The organism is Clostridium sp. (assembly GCF_036569345.1).
Taxonomy (GTDB): domain Bacteria; phylum Bacillota; class Clostridia; order Clostridiales; family Clostridiaceae; genus Clostridium_AD.
Window position 1 is genome coordinate 1 of record NZ_DATCQT010000197.1, and the last position, 20,981, is coordinate 20,981.

Genomic DNA, 20,981 nt, shown 5'->3' on the forward strand with positions numbered 1-20,981 from the left:
ATCATAATTAAGACCTCCGAGTTACAAAGTTTGTATACTCTATATATTCGACATTGATGGTCCAAAATCCTTTTTGCCTACAAAAAAAACACTCCAATTTATTAGAGTGTTTTACATTTTATGTTTGTCAACAGTCTGAGCTAGAATAATTTCTAGCTCTTTTTTATATATCACTATTTTAAAACTTCTAAGCCTAGGTCTAATATATTAGCAAATAATGATAATGTATTAGTATTTGGAATAACATTATTTCTAACATCTAATAATTTCCCAAGTCCATAACTCGTGCATATGTCAACAGTAGGGAAATCAATTTCACCGAAGTTACAAATAATATCAGTGACCTTTAATTTTATTTTAGTTGTTTTATCAATAGGTTCTAGAATGATATAAAGTCTTGTAGAAGAGTTATATCTTAGAACTTTTAAAGTATCACTTATTAGGATCTCCTTAGGGTTAGCGTTAATATCATACTTTGAAGTTGTAGAAGTTATGTTATTTATAACAAAATAGTAAATATTTCTTTTGTAGTTTACTTTATCTTTAAATTCTTGTAATCTTTCTAAATTTAACTTTATATCTACTGAGATTTCATCATTTTCTAAATTGTTAAAACTTTCTTTTATGTAAGTTAGTTCTTCTTTTTCGTAAAGTTCTCTAGCTAAGATATTCATACAGTTTTCATAAATATCTTGAAATGAACTAAATGGTAAGGAATATTTTATATTATCTAAAACAAGATAAACTTTGAATTTAGCGGATTTACTATTTTTAGAGGAATAATTGACTTCAACTAATAAGAGTTCATGGAGTAGCTCTGTATCAAGTGTTATTTTCTCAATACCTTTATTAAATTGTAGAATGTAATTCTCATTAGTAGATAACTTTTGTGTTTGTTGATTTATTATATATGTACTTTTAAAACCAGCTTCAGTAATTTCACCAACTCTGAGTGAGCTTTTCATTGGTAGTTTCTTTAAATTTATATATGGTCTATTTATACATAGGTTGTTTTTAGATAGTATTCTCATATTAAACTCCTTTAGTTGTAACAAGATTGTTAGTTTTATTTATAAATTATAACATAATCAGCATACGAAAAAATAAAAAACTTAATAGTGTTTTTCATTTTTGCTATTAATTTCATAGCATTATAATTTATATATTGTGCAAAATAGTAAAGTAATAGTCAGATTAGAATTTTATTTTAGGAGGGATGAATGTTATGGGTGAGAAAAAAGATAATTCTGTTGGAAGCCAGCAAGAGAAGGAAAAGAAAGAAAATAATTCAGGAACTAAACACGCTAAAAAGACACATAAAAAAGATTAATATTGAAAAAAGATTAATATTGAAGGCATATATTTTATAAATATATGCCTTTTGCTTTAAATAAAAGTCCCTTCTTGGGTATGAACAGTATCATCAAGGGTATTTATGTTATTTTTTTTTATCCATCCTTTATTGTTAATATTAGTCTGAGATTTTAGAGAAATTTCATACCACAAAACATTATAAACCTCAGCGCAGTCTTGAATTTCTAGGGAGGTATTTTTAATTACATTAGACAAAATTGGTGAATTTTCTAGAGGACTTAGGTATAGACTACAACTTTCTTTTGTAGTTCCTGTTTTAAAAAGTGGTGGTTTGTATTTTATTAGAATAGGACCCTCAGTATTACTTGAACTTTCAATTTTTGTTTTGAAGTCCCTGTTCTGCCTGGAGACAACTTTTAGTTGAGTTTTTTGAGTCGATAATTTTTGGTTCATGATAGTATAATATACACCAAAGCTTATTAAAAGAATTGAAATTAAAAAAATAATCAATAGTAGCGCTCCTCGTTTATTGTTTCTATAAAATGACGATGTACTAATATAATAGTGGTAAACGCGAAATCTGTGTTATCTTCTTTAGTATATACTATTCTTTAGAAAGCAAAAAAATTCATATAAAAAAACCCATGTATATTCATGAGTTTTAAATGGCTGTAGTTAATTCGTTATATCCTATTATATAATGATCCGCTTGATTAATAATATCTTCTTTTTGTTCTTTAGAAAAATCATCATATACTCCAACAACCTTCATACCAGCAGCTTTTGCACCTTTAACTGCAGGAAGAATATCTTCAAATACAATACATTCCTCTGGTTTTATACCCAACTTTTTCGCGGCAAGCAAATATACATCGGGAAAGTTTTTACCTCTAGATACTTCATCTGTAAGTGTTATGCAGTCGAAATAATGATAAATACCATTAGCATGAAGTACAGCATCTATTAGAGAGTGAGTATTGCTTGTAGCTAGGCCGATTTTTATATTAAGGGTCTTAAGCAAAGATAAAAACTTAACTACACCAGGTTTTAATTTAACATTATTAAGATATTCCACATACGCAATATCATTCCATTCTTTTTTGATTTCCTCCACAGTATCTAATAAACTAAAAGTTTTTTTAAAATAGGATGCGGTTTCATCAAAACTAAGATGCTCTATTTGGTTTTTTAGGCCAATAGGTAAATCCATATTTCTGTTTTTAAAATAATCTTCATCTATTTTATTCCAAACCCACATAGAGTCTATGAGGGTACCATCTAAATCAAAAATTACAGCTTTAATATTTGTTAGCATTTAATCACCTCTTAATAAAAGTATACCACTAAGAAAAATAGAAACACACTTTTACTTTTCAAACAAAGTAAGTTAAAAGAACCTATAAGTAAGAAATGAACAAGCGCTTCCAATGAAAATACCCATAATAACATCAGTTGGGTAATGAACTCCTATATAGATTCTAGAAATTCCAACAGCGCAAGCTAGAGGCAAGGTTATAAATCCAAATATCGGGAAATATAAAGCTATTATGACAGCTAATGAAAATGCGCCAGTAGTGTGGCCTGATGGAAAAGAGTATTTATCTATACCTATTTTTTTTATATTTAAATTTGGAATATTTATAAAAGGTCTTAATCTAGTAACACTTATTTTAAGAATTTTACCAATCCCAGTACTTATTGTTATAGAAATCATTGCTTTAATGGCCATGACACGTAAATCACTATCATTTAACAAAAAGGAAGCGGTGCAAAATATAAACATAAAAGGGAAAGAGCCTAAGTAAGTCATACATGGCATTATAATATCTAAAAATCTACATTTCCAAGAATTATTTATAATTCTGAGTATTTTAATATCTCTTTCACTTATATATTCAAACAATGCTTTCATAAAAACCTCCCTATAAAGAATAAATTACCTTAATCACAACATATTGTATCATATTTTAACTTTTATTTATATTATAAAATCTAATCAAAAATCTCTGTTGAATATTTTAATTTTGTTTTTATCTTTGAAGTCTTCAGTAGCATTTATTCCAATTCTACTCAGAATTTCATTCATGCAATCACTATCTATAGAGGTTTTAATTTTTGAGTCTTCTGCAAACTTATCTACTCTACTTTTCCCAAGACTAACGTCAATCAAAGCTTTTGGGCCCCCGACGCATCCACCAACACAACCCATACCCTCAATGAAATTTGCATTAACATCTCCATTTTGAGCTTTAGTAAGTAACTCTTTACATTCTTTTACACCATTACCTTGAATAGCATTGAATAAATGATGTTTTTCAGGAAATAATTTTTTTATAACGTCTCCAATTGCGATAGATACTCCTCCTGTTCGTGCATAGAGTCTACCACCTCTAGAAGCGTATTCAGTTGATGTATCTTCTTCAAGCTTTTCTGGGTTTATATTCAATGTATCAAAAATATTATTAAGCTCTGCGAAAGTGAGTACATAATCTATATCACCTAAAAGTTCTTTTTCCTTAACTTCACCTTTTTTTGCAATACAGGGACCTATAAAGACTACTTTGCAGTCAGGGTTTAATTGTTTTAGAATTCTACCTGAGGCGATCATGGGAGAAATTGAGGGAGAAACATATTTAATTAGATTGTGGTAAACCTTCTTTACCATGCCAACCCACATTGGGCAACAGCAAGAGGTAATCATTAAATCTTCTTTTGTTTTAACGAGTTCATCAAATTCTACGGCTTCTTTTAATGTGAGCATATCTGCAAAAAATGCAACTTCAATCATATCTGTAAATCCAATTTTTTTAAAAGCAGTTCTAAGTTTGTCGACATTAACATTTTCACCAAATTGACCTGTAATAGCTGGTGCTACAGTTGCTATTACTTTAGTATTTCCCTTTAACAAATTTATGAGGGGAATAAACTCAATTTTATCGAGTAAGGCACCACTCGGGCATGCTTCCACGCAAAAACCACAGTCGGTGCATTTATCATTATCAATATAGGTAGTATTATTATTTTTATCAATTAATATGGCATCAAATGGACATGAAGATTGACACTTAGTCTTTCCAGACTTATCAGAGCAATCCATGCTGCAATGTTTTATTTTATTTACAACTTTATGATTTGTTTCATAAGATAAAATAGCTTTCTTCAAATCATTTATGTAATTCACAGAAAAGTCTACGTTGACTCCACAAAGGGAAGAAATTATAGCACTCAATTCTTCTTTATTAATATTATCATTAGAGAGTAATTTCTGTACTTCGTTTTCAAAGTTACCTTCATAATAAGATTTAATCAATATTTTAAAAATTTCATTATACTTTTTATCCAAAATAATCACTCCTAGATTGTTAGTTATGTAATAGTTTTAAAATAATATTTAAAAACAAATGAAATGGTAGGCTGTTATTTATTTTGTCAGAAACGAATAATTTTATACATTTTTAAAAGTGAAAATCTATAATAAAAAAAGAGTTACCTAATGGCAACTCTTTTTTTGGTCGGGGTGACAGGGATTGAACCTGCGACCTCATGGTCCCAAACCACGCGCGCTCCCAGCTGCGCTACACCCCGAAGACAAGAATTATTATACAAAATAAATGTATAAATGTCAACAATATTTTCTGAATAAGAAAAGAAATTTACGAATTTATAAATTCCACTTATTGAACACAAGATTTATTATATACAAAAGACGGTTAAATGTCAACAGTATAGGGACATGTTTTATTAACAAAGAAAATTAATGCTTATCTTATTTTTGAGAATCCTTTTCTTTATCTCCTGTGCCTCTAGTAGGTACGGTAGACATAACAAAACCTACGAGTATAGAAACTAAGGCAGGAGTTATTATATTTATATATACTATATATTGTGTTTTGTATAAAACTAGAGCTGTGAGGGAAGTAACCAGAACACTTGCTACAAAAATAGTAATTACAAACTTTGCGAAAGAACCCATGAATTTTTCATATAACCTATGACGAGTAGGTCCACTTATAATACTTCTAAACAAAAAGTATGAAGAAAAAATTATTATTATATCTACTATAGCGGAAACTAAAAAATTTTTCATAATATATACCTCCAAAATATTTTTTCGTTTTTAGTGTAACCGAAGACTGATGTTTTTACGCAATATAATTTTAAAAAAATAATATTAAATGTGAAAGAAATTCAATATTAAAAAATTACTAAAAATACCTTGTATAAAGCAATAATTCTTTAGTATTATAAACATAATGCTATTTTTGGTTATTAAAATATTTATATAAAATTTTTATTAGAGGTGTTATATGATATATGAAAAAACGGGTTTGAAAATAAAAAGTGATTTTGAAATAAAAGAAATTCAAAAGGATAAACAAAACATTGATCTTATAATTCCAATTGAGGATAGATGTGTGAACATATATTTTGATAATCTACCTAAGTACATAAATTCTAGAATTCAATTTCCAATGGTTAAAAAAATGTTTTTTAGATTTTGCATTATAGAGAATAATAATATATGTACCATACATTTGTTGAATGATAGTGGAATACATTCAAGTATCGCAAATTTTGAAATTGATTATAGTACAATATATATTGAAGTAAGTGATAAAGAGTTTTTTGTAGATATAAAATTTTGCGAGAAGCAAAATAATTGGAAAAATTAAACTTAGTGAATTAACAAAAAATAGAAAATAAAAGATCATAGACAAAATTGCCCATGATCTTTTATTTTTTTATTTTAAGTACATTTCACCGATTTTAACGACGTCTCCTGCACCCATTGTAATAAGAATATCACCACTTTTTAAATTGGTTTTAAGATAACAAACAATTTCATCAAAACTATGGAAATTGACACAATTAACATTTTTCTCTCTTATTCTATCTCCAAGCATATTTGAGCTTACCAGACCAGTATCTTTTTCCCTGGCAGCATAAATATCTGCTAGTATTAAATTATCCATGTCATAAAAGGAATTTGAGAAATCTTCAAATAAGCTTAAAGTCCTTGAATAAGTATGGGGTTGAAAAACACAATAAATTTTATTATGAGGATAATTTTTTGCAGCGCTTAAAGTTGCTTTAATTTCTGTAGGATGATGAGCATAATCGTCAATAACTGTTACGCCATCTTTAGTACCTTTTAGCTCGAATCGCCTATGGGTACCTCTGAAACTAGAAAGGCCTTCAATAATTGAGTTTTTTGAAAAATTAAGAATTAAGGAAGTTCCTATACTTGCAAGAGCATTTAAAACATTATGTTGACCTGGAACATTAAGAGTTATTTGAAATAACATGTGACCATCTTTATATACATCAAATGTGGCACAACCTAATTCATTATAGCTAATATCTTTTGCTTTAAGCTTTCCATTTTTTATTCCATAAGTAATTATAGTACATTTATAGTCATTATCTTTGAGAATAGTTTTAACATTTTCATCGTCTATATTTGCAACGAGATAACCTTCTTTAGGTATAATGTTAATAAACTTTTTAAAGGTATCTTTAATGTGATTTATGTCTCTATAATAATCTAGGTGATCTGCATCTATATTTAATATTGTACCTATATAAGGAAAAAACTTTAAGAATGATGCCTTATACTCACAGGCTTCTGTAATAAAATAGTCACTGTTTCCAGCTAAAACATTACCGCCGATGGCATCCAATTCGCCACCTACTAGTATGGTAGGGTCCACATCTTCGTTTAAAACAATGTGAGCGAGCATGGAAGTCGTTGTAGTTTTGCCATGTGTACCTGATACAGCAACATTATACTTATGACCCTTCATAATTTGACCTAAAAACTCAGCTCTATCCATTAAAGGTATATTTAGATCCCGTGCTTTAATAAATTCAGGATTATCAGGAGAAATAGCAGCAGTATAAACAACTAAATCAACATTCTTTATGTTATCGCCATTATGGCCTATAAAAATTTTGGCACCATTTTGTTTAAGTTTGTTTGTTATGTGTGATGAGTTCATATCAGATCCGGAAACCGTATATCCATTTTTTATAAGTATCTCAGCAAGTCCGCTCATACTTATACCACCGATTCCGATGAAATGAATTTTTTTATTTTTATCTTTTATAAAATCAAAAGACATTAAATCAACTCCTTAGAAATAATTATACTTATTTAGTATATGCAAGTTGCATTAGTAGTGATTATATCAAATAAATGTATTTAAGTCATCTTTAACAGGTTATTTGCCATAAAAGCTACTTCTTAATTATATACAAAATGATAAAAAAATTATACATATTATACATAATATTTTTATGATTATACTTTTATAAAGATATAAAAGTAATAACTATCGATAAATCTTGTTATTAAAATTAACTAATTTTTGAAATTTATTATATAAGCATTGTAATAAAGCTAAAAAAGATTTACAATTAAAATACGAATGATATTATAATTTTTACAAGGTAAAATTCGTAAAATAAAGATATGGGTGATATATTATGAATAAATATAGTAGAAATCAAAGAATTGCAGGTATTACTAAAATATTAACTGAAAACCCCAACAAGACAATTAATTTGAAAATGTTTACAGAACTATTTAACGCAGCTAAGTCCACAATTAGTGAAGATATTGTTATTGTTCGTGAAACATTGAGTGAGTTAGCTATGGGAAGAGTGGAAACTGTAGCAGGTGCATCGGGTGGGGTAAAATATATTTGTGGAGTATCAAATCAAGAAAGTAGAATATTTGCAGAGGAATTATGTAAGATTTTAATACAAAAAGATAGAGTAATTCCAGGAAATTTTATATATATGACGGATATTGTGTATAATCCACAAATAGTGCATAAAGCAGGAGTAATCCTTGCATCTGCTTTTAGTGGGCTTGATATAGATTATGTAGTAACAGTGGAAACTAAAGGAATACCATTAGCTTATGAAGTGGCTAAAATGTTAGGTGTTCAATTAGTTATAGTAAGACGTGATCCAAAAGTTACTGAGGGCAGTACTGTTAGTATAAACTATGTATCTGGTTCTAGTAACAGAATGCAAACTATGTCTCTTTCAAGAAAATCCATAAAAAAGGGCAGTAAATGTATTTTTATAGACGACTTTATGAAAGCTGGAGGAACTGCAAAGGGTATAATTAACTTACTTAAAGAGTTTGAAAGTGAACTTCTAGGTATAGGCATTTTCGTTGATAACATTGAAACAGGGCATAAATTAATAGAAGAATATATATCAATTATTCAGTTTAAGGGAATAAATGACGAAGGTAAATCTGAACTCACTCCATCGAAATTCCTCGAAAAAGCGTAATATTCTAAATATTTAATATTTATTTACAAATTAAGAAGGAAAAACCAAAGTTATATAGAAATATATATAATTATAACGCAACTTGGAGGTGGAGTGTATGGAAATTACAGACGTTAGAATTAGGAAAATAGCTACAGAGGGTAAAATGAAAGCGATTGTATCGATAACTTTTGATAATGAATTTGTTGTTCATGATATTAAAGTTATAGAAGGACAAAGTGGACTTTTTATTGCTATGCCAAGTAGAAAGACTCCAGATGGAGAATTCAAGGACATAGCACATCCAATAAATACTCAAACAAGAGAAAAGATTCAAACAGCTATTTTGGAAGAGTATGAAAAAGTTAAGGGTGAAGAACCTGTAGTACAAGTAGTAGAAAAAGTAATAGAAAATGTAATAGAAAATGTAGAAGTATAAATAAAAGGGGGAAACCCCTTTTTATTTTTTTTGAAGAAAAACACCTAAAAAATCCGAGGTCGGTTGCAATTAAATATAATATAAAATATAATATAAAATGTAACGTGAAAAGTGTTTAGATAGAAGTTAATATAATATAATGTATAAAGGTGTCGAATTATTATATAAAGAGGTGTTTTATTTGTATAAATGCGCTATAATATTAGCGGCAGGTGAAGGAAAGAGAATGAACTCTAATACTCCTAAAGTTATGCATAAAGTTTGTGGAAAAGAAATGATAAATCATGTTATTGATGTTATGAGAAGTGCAGATATTGAAAAGGTTAATGTAGTAATTGGAAAAGGCGCTGATCAGGTAAAAAAAGGAACAGAAGATAGAAAGATTAGTTATTCTGTCCAAAAACAGCAGTTAGGGACAGGACACGCAGTAATGTGTGCTAAAGAATTTATCTCAGGATCTGTTGGCACAGTAGCAATATTTGTTGGAGATGGCCCACTAATTACAAAAGAGACTGTTAGTAAACTATTAAATTACCATGAAAAAGGTGATTTTAAAGCTACTATACTAACATCAAAGATGGATGAACCTGAAAAATATGGAAGAATAATTAGAGATGAAAATGGTGAAGTCGAAAAAATAGTTGAGTTTAAAGACTGCACTGAAGGTGAAATACTAGTTAGAGAAATAAATTCAGGAATGTATTGTTTTGATATAGAAGAACTACTAAATAGTTTGGAAAAGTTAAATAATAATAATGCACAAAAGGAATACTATTTAACGGATGTCATTGGTATCCTGAAAAATGGTGGATTTAAGGTAGGAGCTTTTAATGCGTCAGTAGATGAAATTACTGCTGTTAATTCTAAAGTAGAGCTTGCAGATGTCGAGGCGATTATGAGAAGAAGAATAAACGTACACCATATGGAAAATGGGGTTACAATATTTGACCCGAGAAGCACTTACATTGACTGTGAAGTTACAATAGGAAAAGATACTATTATATATCCAGGTAATGTAATTCAAGGCAAGACTATCATTAAAGAAGATTGTGTTCTATATCCGAATAATAGAATTTCAGATAGTATTCTAGGAAATGGGATTTCCATTCAAAGTTCTGTAGTAATTGAAAGCAAGATAGGTGAGGGAACTACAGTGGGACCTTTTGCGTACATTAGGCCAGAAAGTAGTATTGGTAAACATGCTAGAATAGGAGATTTTGTTGAAATTAAAAAATCAACTATTGGGGATAATACAAAGGTATCTCATCTTACTTATATAGGAGATGCAGAGGTTGGAAGTGGATGTAATTTCGGCTGCGGAACTGTGGTTGTAAATTATGATGGAAAGGTAAAATCCAAAACTATAATAGGCAATAACGTTTTTATAGGTTGCAATACTAATTTGGTAGCACCTGTAAAAATCAATGATAATGCATATACCGCTGCTGGTTCTACAATTACTAGTGAGGTTCCTAATAATGCACTGGCAATAGCTAGAGCGAAGCAGAAGAATATTGACAACTGGGTAGTGAGAAGTGGACATAGCAAATAAAATTTCAATGAACAATTTTTAATAAGTAAATTATAAGGGGAGGTGAAAAACTGATTTCTGCAGTAAAAGAGGGACATAAAAACAGTTGGATCTTATGATACTGCTATTCTATTTAGAAAGTAGAATGAAAATTTATATAAATCACATTAAAATATGATTTGTTACAATTTTGGAAATCAGGACTACATATGATACATCACGGTAAAAATATTAAGATTTTCACAGGAAACTCAAACCCAAAATTAGCTTCAGATATAGCTGATATACTTGGATTACCAGTTGGATCTTCACAGGTAGGAACTTTTAGTGATGGAGAAATAAATGTTAATATTCACGAAACTGTTAGAGGAGCAGATGTATTTGTTGTTCAATCAACCAATGCTCCAGTAAATGACAATTTAATGGAATTACTTATTATGATTGATGCATTTAAAAGAGCTTCAGCAGGAAGAATAACCGCTGTTATACCATATTATGGATACGCAAGGCAAGATAGAAAAGCAAAAGCTAGAGACCCAATCACTGCGAAACTTGTGGCAGATATTATAACAACTGCAGGAGCAGATAGGGTACTTACTATGGACCTACACGCAGCTCAAATTCAAGGATATTTTAATATCCCTGTTGATAATTTAACGGGAACACCTATACTTGCAAAATATTACATAGAACATGGATTTAAAGATAGAGATGATGTGGTCGTAGTTGCACCAGACCTTGGGAGTGTTGCTAGATCAAGAAAATTTGCAGATAAATTACATGCGACTATTGCTATAATTGATAAGAGAAGACCAAAAGCTAATGTTGCTGAGATTATGAATGTAATAGGTGATATTAAGGGAAAAACTGTTATCATGATGGATGATATGATAGATACTGCAGGTACAATAACTAATGGAGCTAATGCTTTAGTAAAACTCGGAGCAAAAGAAGTTTATGCTTGTTGTAGTCATGGAGTACTATCTGGGCCTGCTATTCAAAGAATAAAGGATTCAGTAATAAAAGAATTAATAATATTAAATACCATTGATGTGCCAGAAGAAAAGCAATGCTCAAAATTCACTACATTATCTGTAGCACCAATTTTGGCTGAGGCTATAAAGAGAATATATGAGGATGTTTCTGTAAGTAAGTTATTTGAGGAAGAAACAAATTTATTATAAAAACATATTCTAAAATAGTGATGCGCAATTATTTTTATAATTGCGCATCGCTATTTTTTTATATTATGTTTAAATATTAATTGGGTTTAATAATTTTTTTAATGAAATTTGCTAACGCTATTTATATAATAGTGAGATAATGACTATACTATATATAAATATGTGGAATGCAAAGTACTTAAATTGTTTATCTAAATAGGTGAATAATTTGTAACATTTTAAAAAAACTAATCAGTTAGTGGTAAAGTATGATAGATTAGTGATAAGGTGAATTATTCATAAGAAATCTTAAAATAATAAATTAGTAATTAAACTAGCTATTTTTGAAAAATAAAAAAATAAAAAATAAAATTAAATGATGAAAATAAAATAGGAAAAAATAAATCGGAGGTACAGTTATGGAAGGATCTATAGGAAAAATATTAATAGTTGATGATGATAAAAATATTGCTGAGGTTATTAAGATGTATCTTGAAAGCTCAGGGTATGCAACAAAAGTAGTTCATGATGGCAGAGCTGCACAAGAAGCTTTTTTAAGTTATAAACCAGATTTAGTTCTTTTAGATATAATGTTACCTTATATTGACGGGATAGATGTGCTTAAATGGATCAGAAAAGAGCACGAAACACCGGTTATTATGCTTACAGCCAAAGGAGAAACCTTTGATAAGGTATTAGGGCTAGAACTGGGGGCGGATGATTATGTAGTAAAGCCGTTTGAACCAAAAGAAATAATTGCAAGAGTAAAGGCAGTGCTTAGACGTTATAATTTGGATAATGGTGGTAAAGAGGTTTTAAATTTCGAGGACTTAGAAATTGATATTAATTCTTATAACGTTACATATAAAGGTAATGAGGTAAAAATGCCACCTAAAGAATTTGAATTAGTACACTATTTAGCGCTTAATAAAAATAGGGTTTTTACTAGGCAACAATTGTTATGTGAGGTTTGGGGGTACGATTATCCTGGAGACTCTAGAACTGTTGATGTGCATGTTAAAAGGGTAAGAGAAAAACTTCAAGGAGGACCAAATTGGCAGATAGAAACCGTTTGGGGAGTTGGATATAAATTTGAGGTCAAATAGATGGTGAAAAAAGGACTATTTTCTAAAATGCTAGCCACCTATGCTATTATAATTTCCATTAGCTTAATAATTATTGCGTCATTTTTGTCTTACTGGTTCCAAAATTATTTTTTCGAAGAGCGAAAAGCACAATTTTTGGATAAGTCATATATGATACAGGGGCTTGCCATGCAGTACATGACTGGAGACGCTACGTCTGAAGAAGTAAATAATACAATAACCATAATTGCGGGGTATATAAAGTCAGATATTTGGCTTATTGATAGCTACGGTTATGTTTATGCTGTATCGAACAAAGAACAAAAAGAATTTATGGGAAAACGGGTTTTTACTTCGGAACTAGAGCAGCTTAGACTTGGGAACACTTTTGAAAATACAGGACCTTATGCTGGAATATTTGATAAAACTGTAAGGGTTTACGGTACACCCATAATGACTGAGTCAGGTAGCTTTAAGGGAGCAATAATATTATACAACTCCATTGAAGAAATAAGTGCATCTTTAAAACGGGTTTATCAAATAATTTGGATATCTGCAATTTTTGCAATAATATTTTCTTGCATAGTTATATACTATTTTTCTCAAAAAATAATTATAAAACCCTTAGCGGAGATTAATTCTGTAGCTAGAAGGATATCTAATGGGGATGTGAATAAGCGAGTTTATTTAAAATCAAATGATGAAATAGGGGAACTCGCTCAAACATTTAATTTTATGGCAGATTCTGTAGAGAAAAACGAGAAAAACAGACGTGAATTTATATCAAATGTATCACACGAGATAAGATCTCCTATAACATCTATTAAGGGATTTATTGGTGGAATACTAGATGGAGTAATTCCAGAGGAAAAGGAAAAATACTATTTATCTATTGCATATGAAGAAATACAAAGATTAACGAGGCTCGTAAATGACTTATTAGATATGTCTGCAATTGAAGCGGGGGAGTTTAGTTTAAGGATTATGGAAGTGGATATTAATGAAATCATTAGACTTACCGTTATAAAAAATGAGACAAAAATAAAAGAAAAAAGAGCATCTGTAGATGTATGTTTTGATGAAGATAATTTATTTGTAGCGGGAGATAAAGATAGGTTAGTTCAAGTAATAACAAATTTATTAGATAATTCAATAAAATATGTCAATGAAGGTGGAAAAATAAAGATTAGTTCGAAAGTTAAGGGAAGGAAAGCCTTTATATCCGTGTTTAATGACGGTCCACAAATAGCAGAGGAAGATTTATTACGCATTTGGGATAGATTTTATAAAGCAGATAAATCAAGAACAGTAAAAGATAGTACTGGACTTGGATTATCCATAGTGAGAAATATAATAACTCAATTACAGGAAGACATATGGGTTGAGAATAAGGATAATGGTGTTTATTTTACGTTTACATTAGCAAAAGTAAGATAATTTACAATTGAACTGAAATATTACAATATATTTGCTTGGTTTTAAAAAAATCATACCGACAGGGGGTGATGCTATGAATAATAAGAATAGATATGAATTTTATGAAGAAGTAAAAGATGGTATTTGGAAGAATGCGGATTCTGACAAGGATATCTTTGGTGAAATTAAATTCAGAAAAAATAATAAAAAAAATTATTTTAAAGTTATCCTTAGAGTATTTATTTTTATACTAATAGCAGCCCTATCTGGGGGAATAACAGCACATTATGTAATTGATAAAGATAAAGTGGCAAAAGAGTCTAGTGGTAATTTAAGTTCAAGCACTTTAGGAGATAAAAAAATTCAAGGGCTATATGATAATCATATTTCACAAGTTATACAAAAGGTAGCACCAGCAGTGGTTGGGATTAGTAATAAAAAAGAAGAATTGTGGGATACGCCTGGTGGAAGTGGTTCAGGAATTATATTTAAGAGCGATGGTTATATTATCACAAGTTATCATGTAGTTGAAGGAACAAGTGAAATAAAAGTAAAGCTAAGTAATAATAATGTGCTTAAAGCAAAAGTAGTGGGCGTAGATGCTATTTCAGATTTGGCAGTTATAAAAGTTCAAGCTACCAATCTTCCTATTGCAAAATTTGGTGATTCATCAAAGATTAATGTTGGAGATTTAGCTATTGCCATTGGTAATCCACTAGGAGAAGGATTTTCAGAAATGGTTACTGCAGGTATTATAAGTTCAATGGACAGAAAAACTAATATGGTGGATAAAAAAACTGGAGAACAAACTTTATATAAAGTAATACAAACTGATGCAGCTATAAATCAAGGTAACAGTGGTGGAGCATTATGTAATGTAAATGGAGAAGTTATTGGTATAAATAGTTATAATATTAGCCCGGATGATGGAATTCTTGGAATGGGTTTTGCTATTAATATAAATGAAGTCACAGGAATTATTAAAGATTTGATGGCTTATGGTAAAGTTATTAGACCGTCTATTGGTATTTATGGATTAGTTGCAAAACCGGAAGATAATGATGGTGTAGGGGGAGTATATGTACAGGAAGTTATTCGTGGAAGTGGAGCAGCTACAGCTGGCATTATGCCTACCGATATTATAATTAAAATAGGTGATACCATTGTTAAAAATATGGAGGATTTAAGTAATGTTTTGGAGACTTACAAAATAGGAAGCCATGTATCATGCACGATTTGGAGAAGTGGTAAAATTAAAAATATTAACATAGTTCTCTCTCAACTAAAATAAAACTAATGATAAAACATATAATATAAGGTATTTGTTGTGGATTAAAGTATTTTTTTGGTATAATATTATATGTAAGTTACATGAAAAAAATAGATTAGAATACTGACTTGTTATTTATTTGAGCTAGACTAAAGGAAATAAAATAATTATGTAATAGATATACTACATAAACATAATAATATTTGGAGGTAACAATGTACTTGGTAGTTGGACTGGGAAACCCTGGAGATGAATATAGACATACAAGACATAACGTAGGATTTGATGTTATTGATTTAATAGCAAATAAGTATAATGTTTCAATTAATAGGATAAAATTTAAAGGTAAGTGTGCGGAAATTAACATAGCATCTGAGAAAGTTATTCTTTTGAAACCTAGTACATATATGAATTTAAGTGGAGAAAGTGTACGCGAAGCATCTTCTTTTTATAAGATTCCTAATGAAAATATCATCATAATTTATGATGATATTAGTTTGGATGCAGGTAAATTAAGAATAAGAAGTAAAGGTAGCGCTGGTGGACATAATGGGATAAAAAGCATTATTGCAAACATGTCGTCGGACATATTTCAAAGAATAAAAATCGGAGTAGGAAAACCAGAAAAAGATCTAGTATCTCATGTTTTAAGCAGGTTCTCTAAAGAAGAACGAATACTTGTAGAAAGGACCTTTGAAGCTAGTATAAAGGCTACCGAAACTATAATTGAAAAAGGATGTATACAGGCTATGGACCAATATAATGGGTTTAATGCATAAATGAAATTATTAGAAGATTATTTATATATTTACGTTGTGAGTGAGAGGTGTTAACATGAGACTGAGTGGGCTTATGAAGCCTTTAAAAGAGAGTGATCAATTTAAGGATATTATAAAAAATGTAGAAAAAAAAGCATTCCCAATTGGCATATATGGGCTTTCAGAATCAGCTAAGAATTATTTAGTGAATGGTGTATATGAAGATTTAGATAAATCCATATTAATTTTGACTCATAGTGATGTAGAGGCTAAAAATATTTATGATGACTTATCTTTTTATGTAAATAATGTATATTATTTTCCAACTAGAGAAATGGGTTTTTATAATGCGGATGCGATATCTGGAGATCTTCGATGGGAAAGACTTAAAGTTATAAAAAAGATTACTGAAAGTGGTAAAAAAATAATAATTACATGTATTGAGGCTTTGGCGGCTAAATATATGCCTTTGAATTTGCTCAAAAAATACATTTTCAAATTATCGGTAGGAGCTACTTTAAATTTAAATGATTTTTCACAGAAATTAATTGAATGTGGATATGAAAGAGTAGATAGAGTAGAGACTAAAGGCCAATTTTCTATAAGGGGAGGAATCATTGATTTATATCCCCCTATAGCTGCGCTTCCTTTTAGGCTTGAACTCTTCGATGATGAAATAGACTCCATAAGGACGTTTAATAGTGAGACTCAGAGGAGTATTGATAAGGTAAAGAAAATAGAGATATTTCCAGCTAAGGAAATAATACTAACTCAGGAAATTAGGGAAAAAGGATATAACAAAATACAGGAAGATTTAGATATTGTATTAGGTAGTTTTAGTAAAAAAAAGGATCGAGAGATTATTCAAAAAATAACTTCTTTAGTTAGTGTCAACTTAGAGTCACTTAAAGAAACCTGGAGTTTTAAAGACATTGATAGCTACATGCCTTATTTTTATGATACTACATCTACTTTTTTGGACTATATGGCAGAAGCATTTATAGTAGTTGATGATGTACAAAGGTGTATAGGTAAATTAGATAGTGTGTATTTTGAGTTTGAAGAAAATTATGAGAATCTTTTAAGACGTGGCAACATACTGCCTAAACAAGCGGAAGTTTTAATTAATAAGGAACAGATATATGGGGATTTAGAAAGTCGAGAAGTTATGACCTTAAGTGCTATTGCTAAAACTATACAAAGGCTTAAGCCAAAGTGCATAATATCTTTTTCTCAAATTACAACTTATGATTACCATGGCCAGTTAGATATGCTTATTGAGGATATAAAGGATAAAAAAAGTAAAGGCTATAAGACTGTAATACTTTCTGGCACGCGAACTAGAGGCGAGAGACTTATAGGTACACTTAAGGATAGAGGCATTGATAGTGTATACAAAGATAGTGTAGCTGAAATTGAGTTTGGTCAAGTTGTTGTAACATTTGGTAATCAATTAAAAGGTTTTGAATATCCACAGCTGCGAGTGTGCGTTATATCAGATAAAGAGGTTTTTGGTGGAGCCAAAAGAAAGACTACTAGTCGAGCGAGTAAAAAGGGTGTAAGTAAACTTATAAGTTTTACGGAACTTAAATTGGGAGACTATGTTGTTCACGTAAATCACGGTATAGGTGTATACAAAGGAATTAAGCAATTGGAGGTTCATGACCATAAAAGAGATTATTTAGAACTTAGCTATAATTCTGGTGATACCCTCTACGTTCCAGTGGAACAACTTGATTTGGTACAAAAATATATTGGTAGCGAAGGCAAAGCACCAAAAATCAGTAAACTAGGTGGAGCAGAATGGGTAAAGGCTAAAAATAAGGTTAAAAATTCTATTGCAGACATTGCAGAAGATTTGGTTAAGCTTTATGCAGCAAGGGCTACACTTAAGGGACACAAATATAGTAAGGATACTGTTTGGCAAAAACAATTTGAAGAAGAATTTCCATTTGATGAAACTCCAGATCAATTAATAGCAATTGAGGAGATAAAAAAAGATATGGAATCGGATAAACCAATGGACAGATTAATATGTGGGGACGTTGGATATGGCAAGACAGAGGTGGCCATAAGGGCGGCGTTTAAAGCAGTTATGGATGGAAAGCAAGTAGCGTTTTTAGTGCCAACTACTATCTTAGCTGAGCAACATTATAAAAATCTTACTAAAAGATTTTCGGATTTCCCAATAAAAGTTGAGATGGTAAGTAGATTTAGAACACCAGCTCAGCAAAAAATTGTAATTAAGGCTACAAAAGAAGGAAATGTGGATATACTAATAGGAACCCACAGAATAATTCAGCAAGATGTAAAATTTAAAGATTTAGGTGTATTAATTATTGATGAGGAACAGCGGTTTGGTGTTACACATAAGGAAAAAATAAAGAGTTTAAGGAAGAATATCGATGTAATTACTTTAACAGCAACACCAATACCAAGAACCTTGCATATGTCCCTCACAGGAGTTCGCGACATAAGTGTAATTGAAACACCACCTGAAGAGCGTTATCCAATACAAACCTATGTTGTGGAGTTTAATGATCAACTAATAAGGGATGCGGTATTAAGAGAAATAAATAGACAGGGCCAGGTTTTTTTTGTCTACAATAGAGTGGAAACTATCAAAGATATGGCGGCATATATAGGAGAGCTTATTCCAGAAGCTAGAATATGCATTGGACATGGTCAAATGACAGAAAGGGAATTAGAATCTGTTATGGTAGATTTCATGGAGAATAAGTATGACATATTAATATGCACCACCATTATTGAGACAGGAATAGATATCCAAAACACAAATACAATAATAATTTATGAAGCGGACAAGATGGGACTTTCTCAGCTTTACCAATTAAGAGGTAGAGTTGGCCGGTCAAATAGAATAGCTTATGCGTATCTTACTTATAAAAAAGATAAGGTTTTAACTGAGGTGGCTGAGAAAAGACTTAAAGCAATTAAGGATTTTACGGAGCTTGGGTCAGGTTTTAAAATAGCAATGAGAGATCTTGAAATTAGGGGTGCAGGAAACATGATGGGCGGGGCCCAACATGGCCATATGGCTGCGGTAGGTTACGATTTATACTGTAGGATGCTGGAAGAGACAGTGAAGAAAATAAGAGGTGATGTAGAAAAAGAGCCTATAGAAACATCTGTTGAAATAAAAATAGATGCATATATTCCAGGAACCTATATTGAAGATGAGATGCAAAAGATTGAGATTTATAAGAAAATTGCAGCTATTGAATCACGCGTTGATATGTTAGATATACAAGAGGAAATAGAGGATAGGTTCTCAGACATACCGCAAAGTGTAGCAAATCTTATGAATATTGCTTATCTTAGATGTATATCAGCCCAAGTGGGAATAATAGATGTAAAAGAAGTAAAGGAGGAGATAATACTACAATTTGAAAACAGTGCCAGAATAAATCAGCAACTAGTTAAAGCCTTGGTTACTAAATATAATAAAAGTATTGTATTTAAGTTAGGGAGCGCGCCAGCTTTTGCTTATAAAATTAAAGATTCAAACGAAGAAGAGGTTCTTGCAAATCTCATAGAGATAACATGTTATATAAAAAGTATAGTTGAAATAAAGTAAATTTGTGTTAAAATTAATGGGTATCGCAATGAAATCAAAAATGACGATATTACATATAGAATGGGGGAAATTAATATGAAAAACGTAAAAAAAATAATTATTGCTGCTTTAATAACTATGGTTGCTACATCGTTAATTGGCTGTAATATGATTGAAAAAACACCAGAAGGAATTTCTAAAAGCACCGTAGCGAAGGTTTTCGATGCTAAAGTGACTAGAGGACAGGTGGATGAACAATTAGTTGGTGTTAAAGCACAACTTGTAACACAGTACGGTGCAAATTATGCAACTAATACTGAGGCTATGGCTCAATTAGCAACTCAAAAAGATCAGATAGTACAAGGGCTAATTACAGAGCAAATAGTAAATTATGAAGCAACAAAGCTAAAACTAGTACCTACTGAAGCTAAATTAAATGAAGAAATTAACGCGCAATTAGTACAAATTAAAAAGAGCTTAGGCACAGACGCTAAGTATAAGGAAGCATTAGCTCAGGCAAACCTTACAGAAGAAGCACTAAAAGCAAGAATAAGGCCAAGTGTTATTCAAGACGTTTTATACACAGAAGTTACAAAAGGTGTTACAACTACAGAAGCTAAGGAGAAAGAATACTACAATAGTAATTTAACTGAGTTTTCAGAGGGTACTATTCATATAGCTCATATTTTGGTTCCAACACAAGCAGAAGCTGTAGCTATTAAGAAGCAGTTAGACGCTGGTGAAGCTTTTGCTACTGTAGCCAAAGCAAAAGGTACGGATGCAACTAAGGACAAAGGCGGAGATTTAGGAACTCTAAAGTTCACTGATACTACATTGGATCCTACTTTTATGGCAGCAGCTCTTAAGTTACCATCAGGTACCGTATCAGAACCTGTTCAAACACAATTTGGATGGCATATAATAAAAATGATTGAAAAAAAATCATCTAAACCAAAAGCTTTTACAGCAGTAAAAGCGACAATAGAACAAGAACTTATAAAAACTGGAAAAGAAAGTGCATGGGCAGCAAAGATGAAAGTATGGCAAACAGAAGCTAACATAACGAATTATCCTAAAAATCTATAGAATTTTAAATATTATAAAGAATACCTTTAAACATAAGGGTATTCTTTATTTTTTT

Annotated in this window: 18 protein-coding genes and 1 tRNA gene; 11 read left to right on the top strand and 8 right to left on the bottom strand. The window is 30.5% G+C overall.

Annotation, left to right across the window (positions count from 1 at the left end; genetic code table 11):
- Window positions 1-173 precede the first annotated feature (173 nt).
- From VIM70_RS20715 to VIM70_RS20745, 7 genes are all read right to left on the bottom strand, one after another.
- Window positions 174-1,031, bottom strand: a complete 858-nt coding sequence (locus VIM70_RS20715; RefSeq protein ID WP_331947685.1) for a hypothetical protein — start codon at window positions 1,029-1,031, stop codon at window positions 174-176.
- A gap of 355 nt (window positions 1,032-1,386) precedes the next feature.
- The gene (locus VIM70_RS20720; protein WP_331947686.1) at window positions 1,387-1,824 is read right to left on the bottom strand and encodes a hypothetical protein; all 438 of its coding nucleotides are present in this window, start codon (window positions 1,822-1,824) and stop codon (window positions 1,387-1,389) included.
- A gap of 151 nt (window positions 1,825-1,975) precedes the next feature.
- On the bottom strand, window positions 1,976-2,629 hold the full coding sequence (locus VIM70_RS20725) for an HAD family phosphatase (RefSeq protein ID WP_331947687.1): 654 nt from the start codon (window positions 2,627-2,629) through the stop codon (window positions 1,976-1,978).
- Window positions 2,630-2,701: 72 nt separating this feature from the next.
- Entirely contained in the window at window positions 2,702-3,226 is a 525-nt protein-coding gene (locus tag VIM70_RS20730) for a phosphatase PAP2 family protein (RefSeq protein WP_331947688.1), read from the bottom strand.
- A gap of 84 nt (window positions 3,227-3,310) precedes the next feature.
- Window positions 3,311-4,657: a [Fe-Fe] hydrogenase large subunit C-terminal domain-containing protein gene (locus VIM70_RS20735; RefSeq protein WP_331947689.1), complete on the bottom strand. Its 1,347-nt coding sequence runs from the start codon at window positions 4,655-4,657 to the stop codon at window positions 3,311-3,313.
- A gap of 166 nt (window positions 4,658-4,823) precedes the next feature.
- Window positions 4,824-4,899: transfer RNA gene (locus VIM70_RS20740), tRNA-Pro, on the bottom strand.
- Window positions 4,900-5,080: 181 nt separating this feature from the next.
- On the bottom strand, window positions 5,081-5,401 hold the full coding sequence (locus VIM70_RS20745) for a hypothetical protein (RefSeq protein WP_331947690.1): 321 nt from the start codon (window positions 5,399-5,401) through the stop codon (window positions 5,081-5,083).
- Between the two features lie 220 nt (window positions 5,402-5,621).
- Here VIM70_RS20745 and VIM70_RS20750 point away from each other — a divergent pair, with 220 nt between their 5' ends.
- Window positions 5,622-5,987: a hypothetical protein gene (locus VIM70_RS20750; protein WP_331947691.1), complete on the top strand. Its 366-nt coding sequence runs from the start codon at window positions 5,622-5,624 to the stop codon at window positions 5,985-5,987.
- A 69-nt stretch (window positions 5,988-6,056) separates the two neighbouring features.
- On the opposite strand, the gene murC is transcribed toward VIM70_RS20750, so the two are convergent.
- Window positions 6,057-7,436, bottom strand: a complete 1,380-nt coding sequence (murC, locus tag VIM70_RS20755; protein ID WP_331947692.1) for a UDP-N-acetylmuramate--L-alanine ligase — start codon at window positions 7,434-7,436, stop codon at window positions 6,057-6,059.
- A gap of 364 nt (window positions 7,437-7,800) precedes the next feature.
- On the opposite strand from murC, the gene purR reads away from it, so the two are divergent.
- The 10 genes from purR (at window position 7,801) to VIM70_RS20805 (ending at window position 20,926) form a co-directional block, all read left to right on the top strand.
- A complete protein-coding gene (purR, locus tag VIM70_RS20760) occupies window positions 7,801-8,622 on the top strand; it encodes a pur operon repressor (protein ID WP_331947693.1) in 822 nt (273 codons plus the stop codon).
- A 97-nt stretch (window positions 8,623-8,719) separates the two neighbouring features.
- A complete protein-coding gene (gene spoVG / locus VIM70_RS20765; RefSeq protein ID WP_331947694.1) occupies window positions 8,720-9,040 on the top strand; it encodes a septation regulator SpoVG in 321 nt (106 codons plus the stop codon).
- A gap of 181 nt (window positions 9,041-9,221) precedes the next feature.
- Window positions 9,222-10,592 (top strand): bifunctional UDP-N-acetylglucosamine diphosphorylase/glucosamine-1-phosphate N-acetyltransferase GlmU, encoded by a 1,371-nt coding sequence (gene glmU, locus VIM70_RS20770; protein WP_331947695.1) that lies wholly within the window; start codon window positions 9,222-9,224, stop codon window positions 10,590-10,592.
- A 188-nt stretch (window positions 10,593-10,780) separates the two neighbouring features.
- On the top strand, window positions 10,781-11,755 hold the full coding sequence (locus tag VIM70_RS20775; protein WP_331947696.1) for a ribose-phosphate pyrophosphokinase: 975 nt from the start codon (window positions 10,781-10,783) through the stop codon (window positions 11,753-11,755).
- A 398-nt stretch (window positions 11,756-12,153) separates the two neighbouring features.
- Window positions 12,154-12,840 (top strand): response regulator transcription factor, encoded by a 687-nt coding sequence (locus VIM70_RS20780; protein WP_331947697.1) that lies wholly within the window; start codon window positions 12,154-12,156, stop codon window positions 12,838-12,840.
- 3 nt (window positions 12,841-12,843) lie between these two features.
- Window positions 12,844-14,256 carry a HAMP domain-containing sensor histidine kinase gene (locus VIM70_RS20785; protein WP_331947711.1) on the top strand — a complete coding sequence of 471 codons (1,413 nt, stop codon included), beginning with the start codon at window positions 12,844-12,846 and terminating at the stop codon, window positions 14,254-14,256.
- Between the two features lie 73 nt (window positions 14,257-14,329).
- Entirely contained in the window at window positions 14,330-15,526 is a 1,197-nt protein-coding gene (locus VIM70_RS20790) for a S1C family serine protease (protein ID WP_331947698.1), read from the top strand.
- Between the two features lie 194 nt (window positions 15,527-15,720).
- A complete protein-coding gene (gene pth / locus VIM70_RS20795) occupies window positions 15,721-16,284 on the top strand; it encodes an aminoacyl-tRNA hydrolase (RefSeq protein ID WP_331947699.1) in 564 nt (187 codons plus the stop codon).
- Between the two features lie 55 nt (window positions 16,285-16,339).
- Window positions 16,340-19,861, top strand: coding sequence for a transcription-repair coupling factor (mfd, locus tag VIM70_RS20800; RefSeq protein WP_331947700.1), 3,522 nt, complete (start codon window positions 16,340-16,342; stop codon window positions 19,859-19,861).
- A gap of 75 nt (window positions 19,862-19,936) precedes the next feature.
- Window positions 19,937-20,926 carry a peptidylprolyl isomerase gene (locus tag VIM70_RS20805; RefSeq protein WP_331947701.1) on the top strand — a complete coding sequence of 330 codons (990 nt, stop codon included), beginning with the start codon at window positions 19,937-19,939 and terminating at the stop codon, window positions 20,924-20,926.
- Window positions 20,927-20,981 lie beyond the last annotated feature (55 nt).

Excerpts from the sequence above, each read along its gene's own strand:
- VIM70_RS20715 (WP_331947685.1), bottom strand. The coding sequence starts at position 1,031 with ATGAGAATACTATCTAAAAACAACCTATGTATAAATAGACCATATATA.
- VIM70_RS20725 (WP_331947687.1), bottom strand. The coding sequence starts at position 2,629 with ATGCTAACAAATATTAAAGCTGTAATTTTTGATTTAGATGGTACCCTC.
- VIM70_RS20730 (WP_331947688.1), bottom strand. The coding sequence starts at position 3,226 with ATGAAAGCATTGTTTGAATATATAAGTGAAAGAGATATTAAAATACTC.
- VIM70_RS20745 (WP_331947690.1), bottom strand. The coding sequence starts at position 5,401 with ATGAAAAATTTTTTAGTTTCCGCTATAGTAGATATAATAATAATTTTT.
- VIM70_RS20750 (WP_331947691.1), top strand. The coding sequence starts at position 5,622 with ATGATATATGAAAAAACGGGTTTGAAAATAAAAAGTGATTTTGAAATA.
- murC (WP_331947692.1), bottom strand. The coding sequence starts at position 7,436 with ATGTCTTTTGATTTTATAAAAGATAAAAATAAAAAAATTCATTTCATC.
- purR (WP_331947693.1), top strand. The coding sequence starts at position 7,801 with ATGAATAAATATAGTAGAAATCAAAGAATTGCAGGTATTACTAAAATA.
- spoVG (WP_331947694.1), top strand. The coding sequence starts at position 8,720 with ATGGAAATTACAGACGTTAGAATTAGGAAAATAGCTACAGAGGGTAAA.
- VIM70_RS20775 (WP_331947696.1), top strand. The coding sequence starts at position 10,781 with ATGATACATCACGGTAAAAATATTAAGATTTTCACAGGAAACTCAAAC.
- VIM70_RS20780 (WP_331947697.1), top strand. The coding sequence starts at position 12,154 with ATGGAAGGATCTATAGGAAAAATATTAATAGTTGATGATGATAAAAAT.
- VIM70_RS20790 (WP_331947698.1), top strand. The coding sequence starts at position 14,330 with ATGAATAATAAGAATAGATATGAATTTTATGAAGAAGTAAAAGATGGT.
- pth (WP_331947699.1), top strand. The coding sequence starts at position 15,721 with ATGTACTTGGTAGTTGGACTGGGAAACCCTGGAGATGAATATAGACAT.
- mfd (WP_331947700.1), top strand. The coding sequence starts at position 16,340 with ATGAGACTGAGTGGGCTTATGAAGCCTTTAAAAGAGAGTGATCAATTT.
- VIM70_RS20805 (WP_331947701.1), top strand. The coding sequence starts at position 19,937 with ATGAAAAACGTAAAAAAAATAATTATTGCTGCTTTAATAACTATGGTT.